Source organism: Pseudomonas caspiana, from assembly GCF_040224095.2.
Lineage (GTDB): Bacteria > Pseudomonadota > Gammaproteobacteria > Pseudomonadales > Pseudomonadaceae > Aquipseudomonas > Aquipseudomonas caspiana.
This window is the reverse complement of sequence record NZ_CP167995.1, coordinates 4,907,099-4,925,631: the sequence shown is the minus strand read 5'-3', so window position 1 is coordinate 4,925,631 and position 18,533 is coordinate 4,907,099. Positions and strand designations below refer to the sequence as shown.

At 57.1% G+C, this 18,533-nt stretch carries 14 protein-coding genes; 6 read left to right on the top strand and 8 right to left on the bottom strand.

Features of this window, described 5'->3' with window-relative positions; translation table 11 throughout:
• The first annotated feature begins 74 nt into the window (after positions 1–74).
• Positions 75–2,948, top strand: coding sequence for an RHS repeat-associated core domain-containing protein (locus tag ABRP31_RS22360; protein ID WP_349969704.1), 2,874 nt, complete (start codon positions 75–77; stop codon positions 2,946–2,948).
• Positions 2,949–3,018: 70 nt separating this feature from the next.
• Here the strand turns inward: ABRP31_RS22360 and ABRP31_RS22355 are convergent, their stop codons facing one another.
• Positions 3,019–4,542 (bottom strand): fumarate hydratase, encoded by a 1,524-nt coding sequence (locus ABRP31_RS22355; protein ID WP_087264796.1) that lies wholly within the window; start codon positions 4,540–4,542, stop codon positions 3,019–3,021.
• 413 nt (positions 4,543–4,955) lie between these two features.
• Here ABRP31_RS22355 and ABRP31_RS22350 point away from each other — a divergent pair, with 413 nt between their 5' ends.
• Complete coding sequence (locus ABRP31_RS22350; protein ID WP_349969705.1) at positions 4,956–6,047, top strand: GGDEF domain-containing protein; 1,092 nt, start codon at positions 4,956–4,958, stop codon at positions 6,045–6,047.
• On the top strand, positions 6,040–6,978 hold the full coding sequence (locus ABRP31_RS22345; RefSeq protein WP_349969706.1) for an iron-sulfur-binding ferredoxin reductase: 939 nt from the start codon (positions 6,040–6,042) through the stop codon (positions 6,976–6,978). The genes ABRP31_RS22350 and ABRP31_RS22345 overlap by 8 nt, the downstream gene beginning before the upstream one ends.
• A 230-nt stretch (positions 6,979–7,208) precedes the next feature.
• On the opposite strand, the gene pyk is transcribed toward ABRP31_RS22345, so the two are convergent.
• Positions 7,209–8,660 (bottom strand): pyruvate kinase, encoded by a 1,452-nt coding sequence (gene pyk / locus ABRP31_RS22340; RefSeq protein ID WP_087264794.1) that lies wholly within the window; start codon positions 8,658–8,660, stop codon positions 7,209–7,211.
• Between the two features lie 175 nt (positions 8,661–8,835).
• Here pyk and ABRP31_RS22335 point away from each other — a divergent pair, with 175 nt between their 5' ends.
• Complete coding sequence (locus ABRP31_RS22335) at positions 8,836–9,210, top strand: tol-pal system YbgF family protein (RefSeq protein WP_087264793.1); 375 nt, start codon at positions 8,836–8,838, stop codon at positions 9,208–9,210.
• Between the two features lie 234 nt (positions 9,211–9,444).
• Entirely contained in the window at positions 9,445–9,804 is a 360-nt protein-coding gene (locus tag ABRP31_RS22330) for a PilZ domain-containing protein (protein ID WP_087264792.1), read from the top strand.
• Between the two features lie 163 nt (positions 9,805–9,967).
• Here ABRP31_RS22330 and ABRP31_RS22325 read toward each other — a convergent pair whose 3' ends face one another.
• The 6 genes from ABRP31_RS22325 to ABRP31_RS22300 are packed head-to-tail and all read right to left on the bottom strand — an operon-like array spanning position 9,968 to position 16,837.
• On the bottom strand, positions 9,968–11,299 hold the full coding sequence (locus tag ABRP31_RS22325; RefSeq protein WP_349969865.1) for a DUF58 domain-containing protein: 1,332 nt from the start codon (positions 11,297–11,299) through the stop codon (positions 9,968–9,970).
• A gap of 8 nt (positions 11,300–11,307) precedes the next feature.
• Positions 11,308–12,369 (bottom strand): MoxR family ATPase, encoded by a 1,062-nt coding sequence (locus ABRP31_RS22320; RefSeq protein WP_349969709.1) that lies wholly within the window; start codon positions 12,367–12,369, stop codon positions 11,308–11,310.
• Entirely contained in the window at positions 12,366–13,577 is a 1,212-nt protein-coding gene (locus ABRP31_RS22315; RefSeq protein WP_349969710.1) for a DUF4350 domain-containing protein, read from the bottom strand. The genes ABRP31_RS22320 and ABRP31_RS22315 overlap by 4 nt, the downstream gene beginning before the upstream one ends.
• Entirely contained in the window at positions 13,574–15,148 is a 1,575-nt protein-coding gene (locus ABRP31_RS22310; RefSeq protein WP_349969711.1) for a DUF4129 domain-containing protein, read from the bottom strand. The genes ABRP31_RS22315 and ABRP31_RS22310 overlap by 4 nt, the downstream gene beginning before the upstream one ends.
• Positions 15,135–16,115: a stage II sporulation protein M gene (locus tag ABRP31_RS22305; protein WP_349969712.1), complete on the bottom strand. Its 981-nt coding sequence runs from the start codon at positions 16,113–16,115 to the stop codon at positions 15,135–15,137. The genes ABRP31_RS22310 and ABRP31_RS22305 overlap by 14 nt, the downstream gene beginning before the upstream one ends.
• On the bottom strand, positions 16,112–16,837 hold the full coding sequence (locus ABRP31_RS22300; protein WP_349969713.1) for an RDD family protein: 726 nt from the start codon (positions 16,835–16,837) through the stop codon (positions 16,112–16,114). Before ABRP31_RS22300 ends, ABRP31_RS22305 begins: the two co-directional genes overlap by 4 nt.
• 181 nt (positions 16,838–17,018) lie before the next feature.
• Here ABRP31_RS22300 and sbcB point away from each other — a divergent pair, with 181 nt between their 5' ends.
• The gene (sbcB, locus tag ABRP31_RS22295) at positions 17,019–18,449 is read left to right on the top strand and encodes an exodeoxyribonuclease I (protein WP_349969714.1); all 1,431 of its coding nucleotides are present in this window, start codon (positions 17,019–17,021) and stop codon (positions 18,447–18,449) included.
• The last annotated feature ends 84 nt before the right edge of the window (positions 18,450–18,533 follow it).

Here is an 18,533-nt window from a genome sequence, read left to right as displayed (position 1 = left end):
GTAGGTCATTAAATAAAGGTAAAGCTCTATTGTTTGATTTCTGGTGGGTACTCAACAGCGGAGACTAACTCTTAATGCCCGGCACGGATTTCTCTATGCACCGCCACACACCGGTTATTTCGGTGCAAGATCCGCGTGGCTTGACCGTTCGTGGGCTGCAGTTTTATCGCCGGGCAATCGGCGATGCCGTCGAAGTTTGCGTTGCGCAGCAGGTGTTTGATGTTGTTGGACGTCCAGTTGTGCGCCGGGATGCGCGTTTGTTCTCGCTGTTTGAAGCTGATAGTGATGTGCCTGCCAACCTGAGCCAGACGTTCAGCCTCGGCGGGGCGCTGTTGTCGAGTGACAGCGTGGATGCCGGGTGGCGGGTGAGTTTGAGCGGTGAAGCCGGGCAGATGCTTGAGGGCTGGGACGAGCGTGAAACCCATAGCGTTATGCAATACGACGCACTGTTGCGGCCGTTGGCGATCATTGAACAGGATCAAGCGATTGAGCGGTTTACCTACGCGCCTGCCGATGCTCAAGCGGTTGCGCATAACATGTGCGGCCGACTAGCTCGTCATGATGACCCGGCGGGCAGCCAATTGCTTGAGGAATACAGCATTGGTGCGGCGTTGCTGCAAACGACAAGACGTTTCCTGCAGGTTATTGAGCGGCCAGACTGGCCCGTTAGCGAAGCTGCGCGCAATGAATTGCTCGAACCAGTGCCGGGCGCTGTAACGCGCTACGCCTGCAATCCATGGGCTGAAGCTATCGGCCAGACCGATGCGCAGGGCAATGTGCAACGCCTGGAAGTGACCTGCGCTGGCGCACTTCGCAGCACCCATGTGCAACTGGCAGGTCAGGCCGAGCAGGTGCTGGTCAGCGATATTCGTTATAACGCTTTCGGCCAGGTCGAAAGCGAAACGGCGGGCAATGAGGTGCGGAGCATCACGGCCTATGACCCGGCCAGTGGCTTGTTAAAGCGGCTGACGGCCCGCAAAGCCACTGGCGCGACGTTGCAAGACTTGAACTACGAGCACGATCCGCTCGGTAATATCCTGCGCATCGAAGATGCCGCGCAGCCGACCCGTTACTTTCGCAATCAGGCCGTGGCGGATGTCAGCACTTACCGCTACGACACGCTGTATCAACTGATCGAGGCGACGGGCCGTGAAGCATTGGACGCCGATAGCGGGCCTCCACTGGCGCTATTCCAATCCCCTGCCGATCCTAATCAATTGGCCCATTACACCCAGCATTATGCCTACGACGCGGGTGGTAACTTACGCACCCTGAGCCATGTCGGCGCGCAATCGTGCACGCGGCAAATGATCATTGCCCGGTACAGCAATCGCAGCCTTCCGGTAGTCGGTGATCACGTTCCCGATGAAAAAGAACTGGAGGCGGCGTTTGATGCCAATGGCAATCTACTCGAGCTGCAGCGCGGTCAGTTGCTTGCGTGGGACGTACGCAATCAACTGCAACAAGTAACACCGGTACAGCGCGAAGAGGCCGAGGATGACTGTGAAGTATATTGCTACGACGGCAATGGTCAGCGCGTACGCAAAGTCCGGATAACCCAGGCCGCCAATACCACTCATCGCGCTGAAGTGCGTTATCTGCCCGGCCTCGAACTTCGTACCGATACCGCCACGGGGGAAAGCCTGCAGGTAATCAACGCACCAGCCGGCCGTTGTGACGTACGGGTATTGCATTGGCTGGAGGACAGCAATCCTGAGGGCATTGCCAATAACCAAGTGCGCTACAGCCTCAGCGATCATCTGGGTTCCAGCACGCTGGAACTGGACGACAGGGCCAATGTGATCAGCCAGGAACGTTATTATCCTTTCGGCGGGACTTCATGGTGGGCGGGGCGCAGTGCCGTGGAGGCCAAGTACAAAACGATTCGTTATTCAGGTCAGGAGCGTGATGCAACAGGGCTTTATTACTATGGGATGCGCTATTACGCGCCGTGGTTGTGTCGGTGGATAAATCCGGACCCGGCGGGAGTCGCGGCGGGGATGAATTTATATCAAATGGTTGTAAATAATCCGATAGGTCATGTTGATTCACAGGGCTTGGCCCCAGTCGAGCTGGACGACAAATTGAAGGCACTGGCGCAACAGACCGCTGTGCGGTTGTTTCAGTCAGGGGAAGCGCTCATTTCATCTCTTAGACCGTACGAGGAGTCCAAGACTCTTGATTGGATGTTCGACGAAATCAAGGATCTGAAACGCAGTCGCATAAAATACGCCGAAGCGGTGTGGACGTATGCGAAAACTCATTTTTTCGGCCATGAGGAATCACTGGCAAATGACCGGAGGGCGATGACGAAAGACTTAAAAGCAGGACTTAATCTCTTTTGGTCCACCAATGCCGGTGCTCGTTATATCAATAGTGCTACCCGCAGCGTTACCTCCGAGCGCGCCGCAGGTTTACCCTCTTTTGAAGATGCTAAAGCCGCCGCAGGCCAAGAATTAAGCAAGAATAACGGCGAGCATACCGTGAGGCTTAATCACGTGCGCAAAAACGAGCAGTTTGTGCCCGCGCTCAAAATGTTGGGGAAGTATCAGGCATATCCCGCCGGGATAATGAGTCTCTTCACCGCTTCGTTGGGAAAGCCTATTAATGAGGTACTTTATCGCGGAGCACGTATCGCCAGAGAAGAAATAGATGCATTCAAAGAAGGGCTAAAGTTGACAACCAGTGGGTTTACAGCCTTTACGCCTGATAAAGAAACGGCCAAGACATTTCTCGAAAAATATCACGACCCTGCGGTTATCAAGGCTACCGCTCCGGTACTTTTTATCTTGCACGGCGGTGCTCTAAAGGTTAAGTCTCCAACCGAGGTGGAAGGGTTGATTTTGCCGAAGACGCACTTCAGTATCGTCGCTACCGAGCGTAAGCGTGGGTACCTCAATGTAACTATCGTCCCGAGGAAAACGGGCAATACAGGCATGTGGATATGATCGGCCGTTAGAAAACAACGAGTAGTAAGCCGGATTTAATCCAGGCTTACTACTGCGTCATCGCTGGCTTTTACTGCACTTCCACCGCCAGGCTGTCGCTGATCTTTTTCTGCCAGATCTGCGGGCCGGTGACGTGGACGGATTCGCCCTTGCTGTCCACGGCTACCGTGACAGGCATGTCCTTGACCTCGAACTCGTAGATCGCTTCCATGCCCAGTTCGGCAAAGGCCACGACTTTCGATTTCTTGATCGCCTGCGCCACCAGGTACGCAGCGCCACCCACGGCCATCAGGTAAACAGCCTTGTAGTCCTTGATCGCTTCGATAGCGGTTGGGCCGCGCTCGGACTTGCCGATCATGCCCAGCAGGCCGGTTTGATCAAGGATCTGACGGGTGAACTTGTCCATCCGCGTCGCCGTGGTCGGGCCAGCCGGGCCAACCACTTCTTCGCGCACCGGATCAACCGGGCCGACGTAGTAGATGAAGCGACCTTTCAGATCAACCGGCAGGGTTTCACCTTTGTTGAGCATCTCGACCATGCGCTTGTGCGCAGCATCGCGACCGGTGAGCATTTTGCCGTTGAGCAGGACGGTTTCGCCCGGCTTCCAGCTCTGCACTTCTTCCGGGGTCAAAGTGTCGAGGTTCACGCGGCGCGCTGACGGGCCGGCTTCCCAGACGATTTCCGGGTAGGCGTCCAGCGGTGGCGCTTCCAGCGAGGCCGGGCCGGAACCATCAAGCACGAAATGCGCGTGGCGGGTGGCGGCACAGTTAGGAATCATGCACACCGGCAGCGACGCGGCGTGAGTAGGGTAGTCCATGATTTTCACGTCGAGCACGGTGGTCAGACCGCCCAGGCCCTGGGCGCCGATGCCCAGTTGGTTGACCTTCTCGAATAGCTCCAGACGCATCTCTTCGATACGGTTGGATGGGCCGCGCTTTTTCAGCTCGTGGATGTCGATGGATTCCATCAACACTTCCTTGGCCATGACCGCGGCTTTCTCGGCAGTACCGCCGATACCAATGCCAAGCATGCCCGGCGGGCACCAGCCAGCACCCATGGTTGGCACGGTTTTCAGGACCCAGTCGACGATCGAGTCGGACGGGTTGAGCATCGCCATCTTCGATTTGTTTTCCGAACCACCACCTTTGGCAGCCACGTCCACTTCCACGGTGTTACCCGGGACGATGGAGTAATGGATAACGGCCGGGGTGTTGTCCTTGGTGTTTTTGCGAGCACCTGCCGGGTCGGCCAGGATCGAAGCGCGCAGAACGTTTTCCGGCAGGTTGTACGCGCGGCGCACACCTTCGTTGATCATGTCGTCCAGGCCCATGGTGGCCCCGTCCCAACGCACATCCATGCCGACGCGCACGAATACCGTGACGATGCCGGTGTCCTGACAGATTGGGCGATGACCGGTCGCGCACATGCGCGAGTTGATCAAAATTTGCGCCATCGAATCACGGGCAGCAGGCGACTCTTCGCGCAGATAGGCTTCGTGCATGGCCTGAATGAAATCTACCGGATGGTAGTAGGAGATAAATTGCAGGGCGTCGGCTACGCTCTGAATCAGGTCGTCTTGCTTGATCACGGTCATGTGGGGCGCGCTCCTCTGTTTAGGACGGGAACATTCAAAAATATAGTCTGAGCCATGTTTGATCAGATGATGTCCGATGGCTGCACCAGCGCGGCTGGCTGCGACAAAAAGGCGCGGCAGTATAACCCGCATCCCCGCAGGTCCATCCATCGGTTTTGCGCTTTAGGCATGTTTGCCCGCTGATTGGTTTACCCCCCGGATTTTATAGGTATTGCTGACACAGACGCCCTCCAGCCTTCGTATTGCATGGACGCGGGGGCTATTGGTGTCAGTTGCAATTGAACGAGTTTGAACGTATTTATCCTTTTGTCGGCTGGAAACTTTTTGATGCGGGTCTAAGGTTGTTGGCCTGGTGCCACTATGGGAAGGAATCCTTTTTGAGCACGATCAGCCCGCGGGAAATATCCCCAGTCATGCAATCTCTTTTTTTGAAGCGCTTTGGCTTGGCGGCAGCCACGTATCTGGTCGTCATGCTGTTGAGCTGGCTGGCTATCTATGCTGGTGAACTTCACCAGCCCCTTCATGTGGCGGCGATTGGCAGCGTATCTGTGTTGCTCAGTCAACTCGTCGTGCTGGCAATGTTTCTGAGCAAATTCAACCAGCGTTTTAAGGATGCGAGTCTGACTGAACTCCAGGTAGTGCTAGCGCTTTGCTGGCTGGCCTGGCTGCTGTCTTGCCTCGATGGTGCCCGAGGTGTGTTTTTGGTCGTGTATGCGCCGATCCTGCTGTTCGGTCTATTCCAGTTGACGCCGATGGTCTTTGCTCGCTGTTCGGCGTTGGTGCTTTTGAGCTTTGTTGGTATTAACGCGTTGGAGTTCTTCAACGGGACAATGCACAAGCCCGGAACTGTGCTTCTGCAAATCAGTGCCTTGTTCGTCATGTTGCTGTGGCTCAGTCTGTTTGCCGGTTATGTGTATGCCCAGCGTCAGCGGATGCGTCAGCGCCGCTACGCCTTGCAGGCTCACCAAGACACGTTGCGCGGGATGATGGCCCAGCTTGAGGAGTTGGCCGCGACCGATGAACTCACCAATCTGTACAATCGGCGCTACTTTTTACGTATGGCGGCCCGGGAATTGAATCAACTGAGCGGTGACGCTTCCCATGGGCTGGCTTTGATCGATCTTGATCACTTCAAGCGCATCAATGACAACCATGGTCACTCAACGGGCGATCAGGTGCTGCAGGCGTTTGCCTCCCACGCTGAAGAGTGTCTGCGTGAAAGTGATGTGCTGGCGCGCTACGGTGGAGAGGAGTTTGTGTTGTTCATACCGCTATGTAACGAGCAACAGTTGGTCGATTGTTGCGAGCGTGTGCGCGAATCGTTCAGTCGGGTTGAGCTGGCTGCATTGCCTGATTTGAACCTGAGTCTCTCGGTGGGTATGACCCTGTTGCAGCAAGGTGACAATCTTGATGACGCCCTGCATCGAGCAGATCAGGCGTTGTATCGCGCCAAGCGTGCAGGGCGTAATTGTTGTGTGGCTGGCTGGGAAAACGTGGATGCCTGAACTGCATGTAGGCGAGCGTCACTGGACGGTCGCAGCAGGAAGTAATTTACTCGATAGCCTTAATCAGGCTGGCGTCTACGTTCCTTACAGCTGTCGGGCGGGGAGTTGTCACGCCTGTCTGGTGCGCTGTATCGAGGGCGAGCCCGCGGACGCGCTTCCGCAGGCGCTTGATGCCGGTAAGCGTCAGCAGGGCTGGCGGCTGGCTTGCCAATGTCGAGTGACGCAGGATTTGAGCGTCCAGGCTTTTGACCCATTGCGTGACGGGACGCCCGCCCGGGTCGCAGCATGTGACTGGCTCAGTCCAACAGTGCTGCGTTTACGGCTTGAACCGGAACGCCCGCTGCGTTATCGCGCTGGTCAGCATCTGGTGCTGTGGACTGACAGCGGCGTGGCCCGGCCTTACTCGCTGGCGAGTGTGCCGGGTGAAGACCGCTTTCTGGAATTTCATATCGATTGTCGTCAAGCCGGTGCTTTTGCCGACATAGCCCGGCATTTGCGCATAGATGAGCACATCGGGCTTGGCGAGTTGCGGGGTGGTGCGTTGCAATATGACCCCGATTGGCAGGAGCGGCCGCTGTTGTTGCTGGCCGCCGGTACCGGGCTAGGCCCATTGTGGGGCGTGCTGCGTGAAGCGTTGCGTCAGGAGCATGAAGGGCCAATCAGGCTCATTCATTTGGCGCGTGATGGTGGCGAGCATTACTTGCGCGCCGAGCTGATGGAGTTGGCGAGTACTCATGGCAGTGTTCAGGTGCAGCTAGTGAAGGCTGATGAACTGGACGCAATGCTGGCTGATCTGCGCATGCTGTCACGCAAGACTATGGCTTTGCTCTGTGGCAACCCGCAAAGCGTCGAGACTTTTGCCAAGCGGCTTTATCTGGCGGGTATCCCGCGCAATCAGGTACTCGCGGATGTGTTTGTGGGGCGCGAGTAAGGTATTCAAATGCGAGATTGCCTGGTGTCCCTGACACTGCACTCTCGCGCAGAACACACTGGACTTTAGGAGCGCACGAGCATCGCGAGGCCGCGATAGCGGTTTATCAGACAGACCGCCATCGCGGTCTCGCGATGCTCGTGCGCTCTGGGGGGGACCTTGGGTCACCGAACACAAAAAAAGCCCCGGCTCTTGCGAGTCGGGGCTTTTTGTTTCCTGCGCGGGCGGTCTTAGACCAGAGGATCGCCGACGTGCAGGATTTTCATGCCGTTGGTGCCACCGATGGTGTGGTAGCTGTCACCCTTGGTGAGGATGACCCAATCGCCTTGCTCAACGAGACCGCGCTTGAGCAGTTCGTCGACCGCAGACTGGCTGACCTGGCCTGGTGGCAGGTTGGCTGGGTCGAACGGCACGGTGTAAACGCCACGGAACATTGCCGCGCGCGCCTGAGTTTCGCGGTGCGGGGAGAATGCATAGATCGGCACGGAGGAGCGAATGCGCGACATGATCAGCGGGGTGTAGCCGCTTTCAGTCAGGGCAATGATCGCTTTCACGCCAGGGAAGTGGTTGGCGGTGTACATGGCCGCCAGCGCGATGCTTTCGTCACAACGGGTGAACGAGTGACCGATGCGGTGGCTGGAGGTCTTACCTGTCGGGTGCTTTTCAGCGCCGATGCAGATACGGGCCATGGCCTGAACGGCCTCGATCGGGTAAGAACCCGCAGCACTTTCAGCGGACAGCATGACGGCGTCGGTGTAGTCGAGCACGGCGTTGGCCACGTCGGATACTTCAGCGCGTGTCGGCATCGGACTGGAGATCATCGACTCCATCATTTGCGTTGCCACGATCACCGCTTTGTTGTGGCGACGTGCGTGCAGGATGATGCGTTTCTGAACGCCTACCAGCTCTGCGTCACCGATTTCAACGCCCAGGTCGCCACGAGCAACCATAACGGCGTCACTGGCGCGGATCAGCGCGTCTAGCACTTCGTCGTTGGCCACAGCTTCAGCGCGTTCGATCTTCGCCACCAGCCAGGCGGTGCCGCCGGACTCGTCACGCAGTTTACGGGCGTATTCCATATCGGCGGCATCGCGCGGGAAGGAGACGGCCAGATAGTCCAGCTCCATTTCGGCAGCGAGCTTGATGTCCAGCTTGTCTTTTTCAGTCAAAGCCGGAGCGGTGAGGCCGCCGCCGCGACGGTTGATCCCTTTGTGGTCCGACAATGGGCCACCGATCAGCACGGTGCAGTGCAGTTCGTCGGCAGTCTGGGTATCAACGCGCATGACCACGCGACCGTCGTCGAGCAACAGCTCGTCGCCTACGCCGCAATCCTTGACCAGATCCGGGTAGTCGATACCCACGATTTGCTGGTTGCCTTCGGTCAGCGGGTGAACGGTGGAGAAGGTGAATTTATCACCGACTTTGAGTTCGATTTTCTTGCCGGCAAACTTGGCAATACGAATCTTCGGACCTTGCAGGTCACCCAGCAGTGCGACGAAGCGCCCGTGCTTTGCGGCGATTTCGCGAATGAGTTTGGCGCGTGCCTTGTGCTCATCCGGGGTGCCGTGGGAGAAGTTCAGACGAGCAACGTCCAGACCCGAGAGGATCAGCTGTTCGATGACTTCCGGCGAGTTACTGGCAGGGCCAAGAGTGGCGACGATTTTAGTGCGGCGAACGGTCATGCATAAACTCCTTATATGAAGCGCAGCGAGAGGCTACTACTGTCTTGATCTGTAGTCATGTTTCTTTGCACTGTCGCGATATTTTACGAGCGGGTAAACGTCAGACGATTGGTGTCAAAACCACTTGAAGAAATCTTGTTTCAGGTCGATACATTGCAGAGCACAGGAGAGTCCCATGCGAATCGTGATGATTTTAGTATTACTGGCAGCCGTCAGTGGCTGCACCCGAATGGCCATGAATTCAAATTTGAACAGCGCCTACCGGTCGTATGATCGTGGTGACTGCGAGGCCGTGATGTTGAGCTTGTCCAAGGTCGATCGTCAAAGCCGATCGCGTCGTTACGTTCAGCCCGAAGTGTCAATGCTGCGCGGGCAATGCCTCGAGCGGCAAAAACTGTTCGTCGATGCGGCTCAAACTTATCAGTTCATTATTACTCAGTACCCTTACAGCGAGTACGCCTTCAGGGCGCGGGCCCGTCTGGAGACCCTGGCGCAGTTGGGTCACTATCCCCGGGTCCAGACTGCTCAGGTAACCCCTGTAAAGCGCTGATTACACCCGTTTGGATTCTGTGTAACGTTTTTGAGTGGCTATTTGCGACAGCTGGTCTAGTCTTTCGAAAAGCAGACGGACGTACGTGACTTGTGGTGCCTGTAACGGGTCAGAGTCACGTTTCTGCGACGACAAACTCAGGTTTGCTCGTATTTACGGTGCCGACACGCAGTGTTGGTTACCTAGGGAGTTTTAGCGCGACCATGCTCAATGGTCACCTATGGCGGCTGATCTATGTTGAAAGAGCGAAGGATCGAACGGCATCAATTGCCTGGCTATCTGCGGGTTTTCAACCGCTATACCAATAAGCAGTTAGGGTGTTTGGGGAACGTATCCGAAACAGGTTTGATGCTAATCAGCGATTTGCCGATGTTGGTGGGTGCCGATTTCCAGCTGCGTCTCCAAGTCCCCTGTGAGCGCGGAATGCCTGTCACGCTTGAAGTGATGGCGACCTGCGTGTGGTGTCATGAGGATGAAACACCGGGTAGCTACGACTCGGGCTTCATACTGACCGAGTCGCCGCCAGAGTACGCGGAGTTGATACGTGCGCTGCGGCACTACTTCAGTTTTTATCCGATGGAGGCGTCGGCCTGAGGGTATTTCGCTGCGGTGTGGTCTCAATCACCTGATTCACGCGAATCCCTTAGGAGTTGCCGAAGGCTGCGAAGCATTTTTCCCGACACGCCGCCATCGCGGTCTTGGGCAGCTCCTACAGCTCAGTGTTCGCTCCGCGATAGCGGATGTCGGGAAGGAGCCTTCACAGCGATCCGGATTTTTTCAAGTTCAGGTAACGGCTGATCAGCTCCGGCCCCAGTTCTGCCGGGCGTGAATCCAGAACAGGAATGCCGTGGGCGTTCAAGCGATCATGCAGCCCGGCGCGGGCGTTCAAAAAATCGATGGTCCCGCAATACATCAGTGCTTCTTCGTAGGTCTGAACGGGCGTGTGCCGCAGGGCGTCCAGTATCTCCTCGCGCAAGCTGACCACCAGGACCTGATGCTGCTGGCTGAGCAGTTTGACCGCCGACAACAGCTCATCCTCATCTTCATCTCGCAGATTGGTCATCAGCACTACCAGCGTCCGGCGCTTTTGACGAGCCAGCAATTGACGCGCGGCAGTGCTGTAATCCGCGTTTTTGCGAGTGCTGTCCAGGTCGTAGACGCTGTTGAGCAGGACATTCAACTGGCGCTGCCCTTTGACCGGCGCAAGGTAGCGATCCTGCTCACTGGCAAAGGTCGACAGCCCCACCGCATCACCTTGGCGTAGTGCTACATGCCCAAGTAGCAACAGGGCATTGAGCGCATGATCAAAGTGGGAAAGTGCGCCGTCCTGACTGCGCATACGCCGGCCGCAATCGAGCATGAACAGGATTTGCTGGTCAGTTTCTTCCTGGTATTCACGGGCTATGGGCGTTCTGTGACGTGCAGTGGCTTTCCAGTCAATTTGCCGCAAACTGTCGCCTTCGCGAAATTCCCGTAGCTGATTGAACTCCATCCCCAAACCGCGGCGCTGTCGCTGGCGAACACCCATTTGGCTGAGCCAGTTCTCAACAGCCTGCAACTGGCCGCCATAGATCCTTGCGAAATCCGGATAGACCCGAGTGCTGCCGGGCAATTCCAGGTAACGGCGAGTGCGCCATAGCTTCATCGGGCTGGGCAGTTCGATTTCACACTGCGTAAATTCAAAGAAACCTCGTTGCAGCGAACGCAATCGGTAGCCCATTTGGGCTTGCTCACCGGGCTGCAGCGTCACGGCCTGAGGCAGATGCCCTGCTTCAAAGCCCGCGGGCAAGTGGTCAAACACCTGCACCGTGATTTCGTTCGGATAATCGTGATTCAGTTGCAGCTGCACATCCGCCCAGCGACCCAATGCCAGACTGCCGCGAATCTGACGCTGCAGGCGAGGGGATGGCGCACGGCTCAGCCGTATTGCATCTACCAGCGCCAGTATCAACACGGCCAGCAGCAGCCCGTAAAACACTGTGCTGACCTCATCGGGCACAGTAATGGCCAGCGCGGACAGAACGCCAAGCAGCAGCGCAATCCCCGCCAGGCCTCCCAGCCAGCCAAGGAGTGCAATCGATGGTTTCAGCATTTGCTTCATAGGCGGGGGGCCGGGACCTGATCGAGCAGTTGCCCGAGGACCTGATCAACCGACAGGCCTTCGATGTCCAGTTCCGGCGCGAGCCTTACCCGATGGCGCAGCACGGCGAGCGCGCAGCCTTTGATGTCGTCGGGAATGACAAATTCGCCCCCGCGTAACAAGGCCCGAGCCCGGCCGCCGCGGACCAGCGCAATCGAGGCTCGTGGACCCGCACCCAGTGTCAGGCCCGGCCAGGTACGGGTTGCACGCGCCAGCCGAACCGCATAGTCGAGAACCTGATCGTCCAACGGCAGCTCACTGGCGATGCGTTGCAGCGCTTGAACTTCACGGGCCTGAAGCACGACGCGCAACGGTTGCACATCAAGCATGTCGGCGCGGGTCGAGCGCGTGACCTGACGAACCATGCTCAGCTCTTCTTCAGCATCGGGGTAGTCCAGGCGCAGTTTGAGCATGAAACGGTCCAGTTCTGCTTCGGGCAGAGGGTAGGTGCCTTCCTGCTCGATCGGGTTTTGTGTCGCCAGCACCATGAATGGCTGAGCGATTGGCATCGCCTTGCCTTCCAGGGTCACTTGCCGTTCCTGCATGGCTTCAAGCAACGCGGCCTGGGTCTTGGCCGGGGCGCGGTTGATCTCATCGGCCAGCAGCAGGTTGGTGAAAACCGGGCCCTTGCGCAGTTTGAATTGCTCGGTTTGCAGGTCATAGACCGCATGGCCGGTGACGTCGCTGGGCATCAGGTCCGGGGTGAACTGGATACGTGCATGTTCCCCGCCAAAGCAACGGGCCAGTGCCCGTACTAAAAGGGTCTTGCCGAGCCCCGGCACACCCTCGAGCAGGACGTGACCGCCGCCGATCAACGCTGTGAGTACGTCATCAATGACCGCAGCCTGACCAATCACGGCTTTTTGTAGTTCCTTGCGCAGTGCCTGGGCCAACTGACTGGCTCGCTGGCGTTGCTGCGCTTGATTGCTGACGGGGGCCACGGGCGTTGCGGCAGGGTCGATGTTGAACTCGACGACCGGTTCGGAATCGGTAGAGGGTTCGTTGGGAAGATCGCTCATAGGGCATTCCTGATGGTTTGCAGGTGGGCAACCTGACGAGTGAAGTCGGAGCCGGACATGCGCTGTGCCGGACGAGGGCGTAAGGCCTGGCTGATGACGCTGGTAGGCTGGCGAGTCAGGCGTGCCAGAACTTGCCATTGATCGGCGACCATAAGTGTTTCAAAACCTGGGTGACGAATGCGGGCCCGGCGCAGGATTTCCGCTTGTAGATTGCGCAAGAGGGTTTGCTGGCCGCTACGTTGACGCAAAAACTCGGCACTGGCGCGCAGGTGTTCTGTCAGTTGTCGCCGAGCGCCGATAACCGGTGCTGCTACGGGCCCTTGGCGCATGCCTGCCCGCCAGAGTCCGGCACCGATGAGCAGCGTCAGCATCAGCAACAACAGCGGGAAGTGCCGCAGCAACAGGCTGAACAGATTGTCGTGCTGTGTCTTGATGACCATCGTGACCTTGCTGTCCTGGGTCAGATACCACAGAAGCCAGGCATTGTCGTAATGACCGATGGATCGGGATTTCCACAGATTGCTATCAGTCACTACCGTGATCAAGCCGTCGCCATAGATCAGTTGCAACATGTGCGTTGCGCCAGCGCTGTTTGCCCATGACTGTGCTTGATCTTCAGGGTCTTCCAGATGAAATCTGGGGTCGAAGCCAATGTAGGCCGGCGCTTCTTCATTTTCCAGATACAGGCGGGTCAAATCTGGCCAGGGCAACTTGGGTGCTTTGGGTACCGGAGTACGTAGCGGGATCACTGGGCTGACCGGGCTGACTGGCGAGGAATCCTGAGCCTTGAGGTCTTTGGTGAGCAACTGATGAATTTTTAAACGGTCCAGCAACAGGTCGCCGCTACGACCCTTTTTTTCATCCCAGAGTTGCTCTGCGACGAATAGCACGTGCCCACCGGAGCGCGCCCATCGCAATACTTGATCTGCCTGGGATGGGGTCATGTTTTCGCGATGGTCGAGCAGCAGCAAAGTTTGTGATCCCAGGCTCGCGTCGGGCAACTTGCTGGTCGAGTCGGCGATTTTTACCTCGATGGAGCGACTGCGCAGAAAGCTTTCCGCCGCCAGCCAGGGGTTGGTTCGGGCTTCGGGGGACGGGCCTTGATCGACCGTTTCCTCGTAGCGCTCGAGATTTTTCAGAAGGTAGGTCCCTCCGACGGCCGCGACCAGTACCGCCAGAGCGATCAATAACCAACTGCGTCGGGTCATGATCGTACTTCCCGATCAAACAGGCGCCGCCAACCATCGCAAAGTTCCTGCTGCACATGAGCTGCAGGCAGTTGGTGACCGTACGCGAGGTTTTGCCAGTGCAGCGTCAGTGCGCGGCTGAAGGCGTCAAGATCAGGTCGATCAAGTGTGGCTATTCGTTGCAGCACCTCGCCTTCAGTGTCAGCGTTTTTCAGCGGCAGGCTATATTCGCTGAGCATACGGCTGAGAAATGCCCGATACAGCAACCCCAACGCTTCACGTGGCTGGCTCGACCAGAGTTGCTCCGCGCTTCCCGCAATGTTGTCAGGCAGGCTTTCAGCGCTGACTTGCAGGCCAAACAATTGTTCAGGTTGAGTGCGCTGTTGTTTCTCACGAGGAGCGCGACGACTGACGAACGCTGCCAGCCATTTCCGGTAGCGCCAGATCACCACCCCGATCAGCGCGATCACGATGCCCCATAGCAAAACCTTGAAGACCTGTGCGGCGACATTGCCGAATTTCATCAGCCATTTGAGCCAGCCGAACAACGTGCTGCCTTTGCCTGCGATTTTCTCCTGCGAAGTGCTTTGATCTTCTGCCAGTCGCCAACCGGAAACGGTTTTGGGATTCTTGAACGGTGGTTGCTGCAGCAGATTTTTGATTTCTTGACGCGCCGCCGTGCTGGTCAGTTCCTGATTGACCAGGCGCGGACTGTCCGGACCCGCTTCTTCCTCTTGCGACAGTAAAGGAATCGGACAGCTGAAATCCTGCTGCTCGGACCACGCTGTTTGCGCAGGACTGACCAGGGTCAGGCCGAGTCCGACCAGCAATAGATAAGCACTCCCCGTAAGCCGCTGACGCAGTCGACGCAGGACCAGTTCAATATCCCAGGCTTCCAGGACCGTGCGCCGGTTCAGGTAAAGGGTGAAACCGCAGGACACGTAAATCGGTCCCCACACCACCAGAATCAGCGCATAGAAAAAATTGCTCAGGTGCTTCAGCCAGTTCAGTTCGTTGTTCAGGTCGAGCAGCAGCAACCAGTTCCAGTCGAGTTCCACCTGTTTGGGGATCAGTGCGTAAAACAGCACGACCATGCCGGTCCACAGGCATAACTCCAGAGTGGAGCCCATAGCCGTCAGCCAACGGGCGGCGAATTGATCCTTCTGGCTGAGCACGCCAATGCGCAGGCTGAGTGCCTCTGCTCGAAGTTGCTCCAGTTGTTGCACCGGCAAAATGAAGCTACGGCTCAGGCTAAATCGGCGCCAGGCCAGGCTCGCGAAAAGATTCGGGCGTAATGTTTTGAGCCAGCCCTTGAGCGAATCCTTCAGGCTTGGCGCGGGATCGAACAGCGCCTGAGACAGGATCAGCAGCGGCAAGCGTTCATATACGGGCTTGAGCCACCAGAACAGCAAGAAGGCAATGCTCGGATAATTCCAGAGCAGCAGGCTGAGCAGGGCGAAGATCGGCAAGGTGACAATGGCCCAACTGGCCATCAACAAGCCTCGATGCTCCTGTGCCAACAATACGCCAAGGTCTATGGCTTCCCAAGGCGTTCGCGGGTGGATTGCGACGCTGGCATCAGTCAGGCGCATGGTGTGTCCTGCCCGCGAAAACCAGATAGGCGATAACCAGTATCCAGAGGGCCGCACCGACGGCGTATTTGATGGTCGGTCGCGGCCAGGTCATGGATGACCAATAGGCTTCTATAAAGGCTGCAATCAACAGGAAGAGGATGACGCCATAAATAAGCTGCACACTGGCTTTTGCCGCCACTCGTAATGCTTCACCACGGCGCAGGGCCCCGGGAGCCAGCAGTGCCCAGCCAAGCTTGAGCCCGGCGGCACCTGCCAGGGCGATGCCGGTGAGTTCGAATGCACCGTGGCCAATAACGAATGACCAGAATGTCTGGCCTGAGCCGATGCCCGTCAGATGTCCGGCGACAGCCCCGATCGTCAGCCCGTTGAAGAACAGGAAGAACAGGCTGCCAAGTCCGAACAGCAGGCCCGTCGCGTAAGTCTGAAAGGCAATGCCGATGTTGTTCATGATGTAGTAGCCGAACATCATCCAGTCAGCGTCGGCGGCGCGCTCCAGTGTCTGGCCGATACGGCTGGCCTGCGGATCGTACATGCTCTCCATCTGCGCTACTTGTTCCGGGGCAATGACGCTGTAGATCAGGTCGGGGAAACCGTGCACCAGCAAACCCATACCGATCAGGCTGCCGAAAAACAGCAGGCTGGCGATGGTGACCAGACGCCATTCTGCACGTACCAGCCGTGGAAAACCCGCCAGCACGAAGCCCAGCAACTGCGCTGCGAACGGATGACGGTGGCGATACAGCTGCTGATGCCCACGCATGGCCAACTGTTGCAGCGGATCGACCACATGGCTGCTGTAGCCCCTTTCCTGAGCCATGGCCAATTGATTACAGATGCGTCGATAGTCGCGGCTGAAGGTTTCGTTCGAGTCGTCTGGCGTCCGGCCTTTCTCAAGGCGGCCCAGACGCTCTGCAAATCGCTGCCACTCAGCCTGATGTCGAAGTTCGAAAAGGCTTTGTTTCATGTCGGCCCCAGCAGGCCGCTGGCCACGCTGTTGAGTCGTGGCACTGCCAGAGCAGGGCTGACGTTCAGCGGTTCGGCAAGAATGGATGCCAGTTCTTGTGTGCGCTCGGAAGAGAGCTCGGCTTGTCGTTCTGCGAAGCTCAAAATCGCCCGTTGTTCTTCGAGGGTTAGTACGAACGGGGCGATGATTGGCGTTGCTTGAGGCAGTACCGGGCGGCGGGGCGGCTTGTCTTGATAGACCACCAGAGTGCCGGCTGACAGGTCGCCCAGGCGTTTGAATTGCGGATGCTGCAGACAGCTGAGCGCCCCAAGGCTGTAACCGAATGGCAGCATGTCGACGAAGCGCAACAGGTTGCGGATCAGCGAAGCGGTCCAGCCCACCGGTGTCCCATTATCGTGAATCACTCGCAGGCCCATGATCTGTTTGCCGGGTGTGCGACCCTGATTCAGTACTTCAAACAACACCATGTACCACCAGGTCACGAGGAACATCGTGATAGCGCTCAAGCCTGCGCCAAACGATTCGAACAGGCTGAAAATCAGAAAGAGCGCACCGATGATCGCGGCACGAATGCTGAAATCGATGGCGAAGGCCAGTCCACGCGGGACAAGTCCTGCTGGTCGCAAGAGCAGGTCGATACCTTCCGGGGTCTCGACTCGGCTGCGGGTATCCAGCGGCGCGATGGGTGGTGCATTCCTTGGCAAAGCGTGCGGGGATGGCATTGTCGGGAGCGTGACACCTGAGAGCAAAGCCTGATGCTAGGGACTGTTGCAGCGGTAAGCAACCGGACTGTTTCTACATGTGTTGTAAGAAAAGGTTTCTTTATAAGGCCGATATTCCCTGATTCGCCTTTTGTCCTGCTCAAGCCCTACACTTTGCCGGTCTTCTGTTCAGGATCAGTCCGTGACTTCCACCATCTTTTGGTACGACTACGAAACCACCGGTATCAATCCGCGCAATGACCGCCCATTACAAATGGCGGGTATCCGTACCGATGCCGAACTCAATGAAATCGAGTCTGCAGTCAACATCCACTGCCAGCCCAGTGATGACATCCTGCCGCATCCCGCTGCCTGCATGATCACCGGAATCACTCCGGCCACACTTGCAGAGAAAGGGCTATGCGAAGCCGACTTCATGACCCGAGTGCATGCTCAACTCGCAGCGCCGGGTACCTGTGGAGCGGGCTATAACACGTTGCGCTTCGATGATGAGATGACGCGCTACAGCCTTTATCGCAACTTTTTTGACCCTTACGCCCGTGAGTGGCAGGGCGGCAACAGCCGCTGGGATTTGATCGATGTAGTTCGCGCGGCTTATGCGCTGCGGCCGGAAGGCATTGTCTGGCCTGAAGAAGATGGCCGGGTCACGCTTAAGCTTGAGCGCCTGACGGCGGCAAATGGCATCGATCACGGGCAGGCGCATGATGCGCTGTCCGATGTGCGGGCAACGATTGCCTTGGCGCGTTTGATCCGTGAGAAACAGCCTCGTCTTTACGATTACCTCTTCGAACTGCGCAGTAAGCAGAAAGTCCAGCAACAGATACGTCTGATGGAGCCTCTGGTTCATATTTCCGGGCGCTTTTCTGCGGCACGCCATTATCTGGGGGTTGTGCTTCCGTTGGCCTGGCACCCACAGAATCGAAACGCACTGATTGTGTGCGATTTACATCAGGATCATTTGCCCTTACTGGAACAAGATGCACAAATATTGCGACAACGGTTATATACCCGTCGCGAAGAATTGTTGGACGGCGAGCTGCCAGTGCCACTCAAACTCTTGCATATAAATCGTTGTCCGGTGATTGCGCCGCTGAAGGTGCTACGCGCTGAAGATCAACAGCGCTTAAACCTGGACATGACCGTATTTGACGAGCGTGTGCGTAATCTCACCGAAGGTCAGGGAGTCTGGCAGGAAAAGCTGGCCGTCATTTATGCCAGTGATGACTTTGTTGCCAGCGAAGATCCCGAGCAACAATTGTATGACGGGTTTATCGGGGATCGTGACCGCAGGCTTTGTGAGCAAGTACGCAATGCCGAGCCCGAGGAGTTAGCCCATCAGTCATGGCCTTTTGATGATGCACGCTTGCCGGAATTGTTGTTTCGATATCGAGCACGAAATTTCGCTGAAACCCTGAGCGCAGAAGAGCAACAGCGTTGGCTTGCCTTTTGTAGGGCGCGTCTGACAACGCCTGAATTAGGCGCGCCTAATACCCTGAAAAGTTTCACTCATTCCCTTGTTGAACTATCCCTTAGTGCTACCCCCGCACAGCTCAAAATACTGCGCGAGTGGCAGGACTATGTGGAGGCTCTGCGTCATAGGTTAGGCCTTTGAGGCCGTAGCGACGGGTGTTTTTCAGGCAATAAAAAACGCCAGCTTGGCTGGCGTTTTTATGGGTGACGCGAGTGAAGCGGACTT

Excerpts from the sequence above, each read along its gene's own strand:
- ABRP31_RS22330 (WP_087264792.1), top strand. The coding sequence starts at position 9,445 with ATGTTGAAAGAGCGAAGGATCGAACGGCATCAATTGCCTGGCTATCTG.
- ABRP31_RS22320 (WP_349969709.1), bottom strand. The coding sequence starts at position 12,369 with ATGAGCGATCTTCCCAACGAACCCTCTACCGATTCCGAACCGGTCGTC.
- ABRP31_RS22305 (WP_349969712.1), bottom strand. The coding sequence starts at position 16,115 with ATGAAACAAAGCCTTTTCGAACTTCGACATCAGGCTGAGTGGCAGCGA.
- ABRP31_RS22300 (WP_349969713.1), bottom strand. The coding sequence starts at position 16,837 with ATGCCATCCCCGCACGCTTTGCCAAGGAATGCACCACCCATCGCGCCG.
- ABRP31_RS22310 (WP_349969711.1), bottom strand. The coding sequence starts at position 15,148 with ATGCGCCTGACTGATGCCAGCGTCGCAATCCACCCGCGAACGCCTTGG.
- ABRP31_RS22355 (WP_087264796.1), bottom strand. The coding sequence starts at position 4,542 with ATGACCGTGATCAAGCAAGACGACCTGATTCAGAGCGTAGCCGACGCC.
- ABRP31_RS22350 (WP_349969705.1), top strand. The coding sequence starts at position 4,956 with ATGCAATCTCTTTTTTTGAAGCGCTTTGGCTTGGCGGCAGCCACGTAT.
- ABRP31_RS22345 (WP_349969706.1), top strand. The coding sequence starts at position 6,040 with ATGCCTGAACTGCATGTAGGCGAGCGTCACTGGACGGTCGCAGCAGGA.
- ABRP31_RS22335 (WP_087264793.1), top strand. The coding sequence starts at position 8,836 with ATGCGAATCGTGATGATTTTAGTATTACTGGCAGCCGTCAGTGGCTGC.
- ABRP31_RS22360 (WP_349969704.1), top strand. The coding sequence starts at position 75 with ATGCCCGGCACGGATTTCTCTATGCACCGCCACACACCGGTTATTTCG.
- ABRP31_RS22315 (WP_349969710.1), bottom strand. The coding sequence starts at position 13,577 with ATGACCCGACGCAGTTGGTTATTGATCGCTCTGGCGGTACTGGTCGCG.
- pyk (WP_087264794.1), bottom strand. The coding sequence starts at position 8,660 with ATGACCGTTCGCCGCACTAAAATCGTCGCCACTCTTGGCCCTGCCAGT.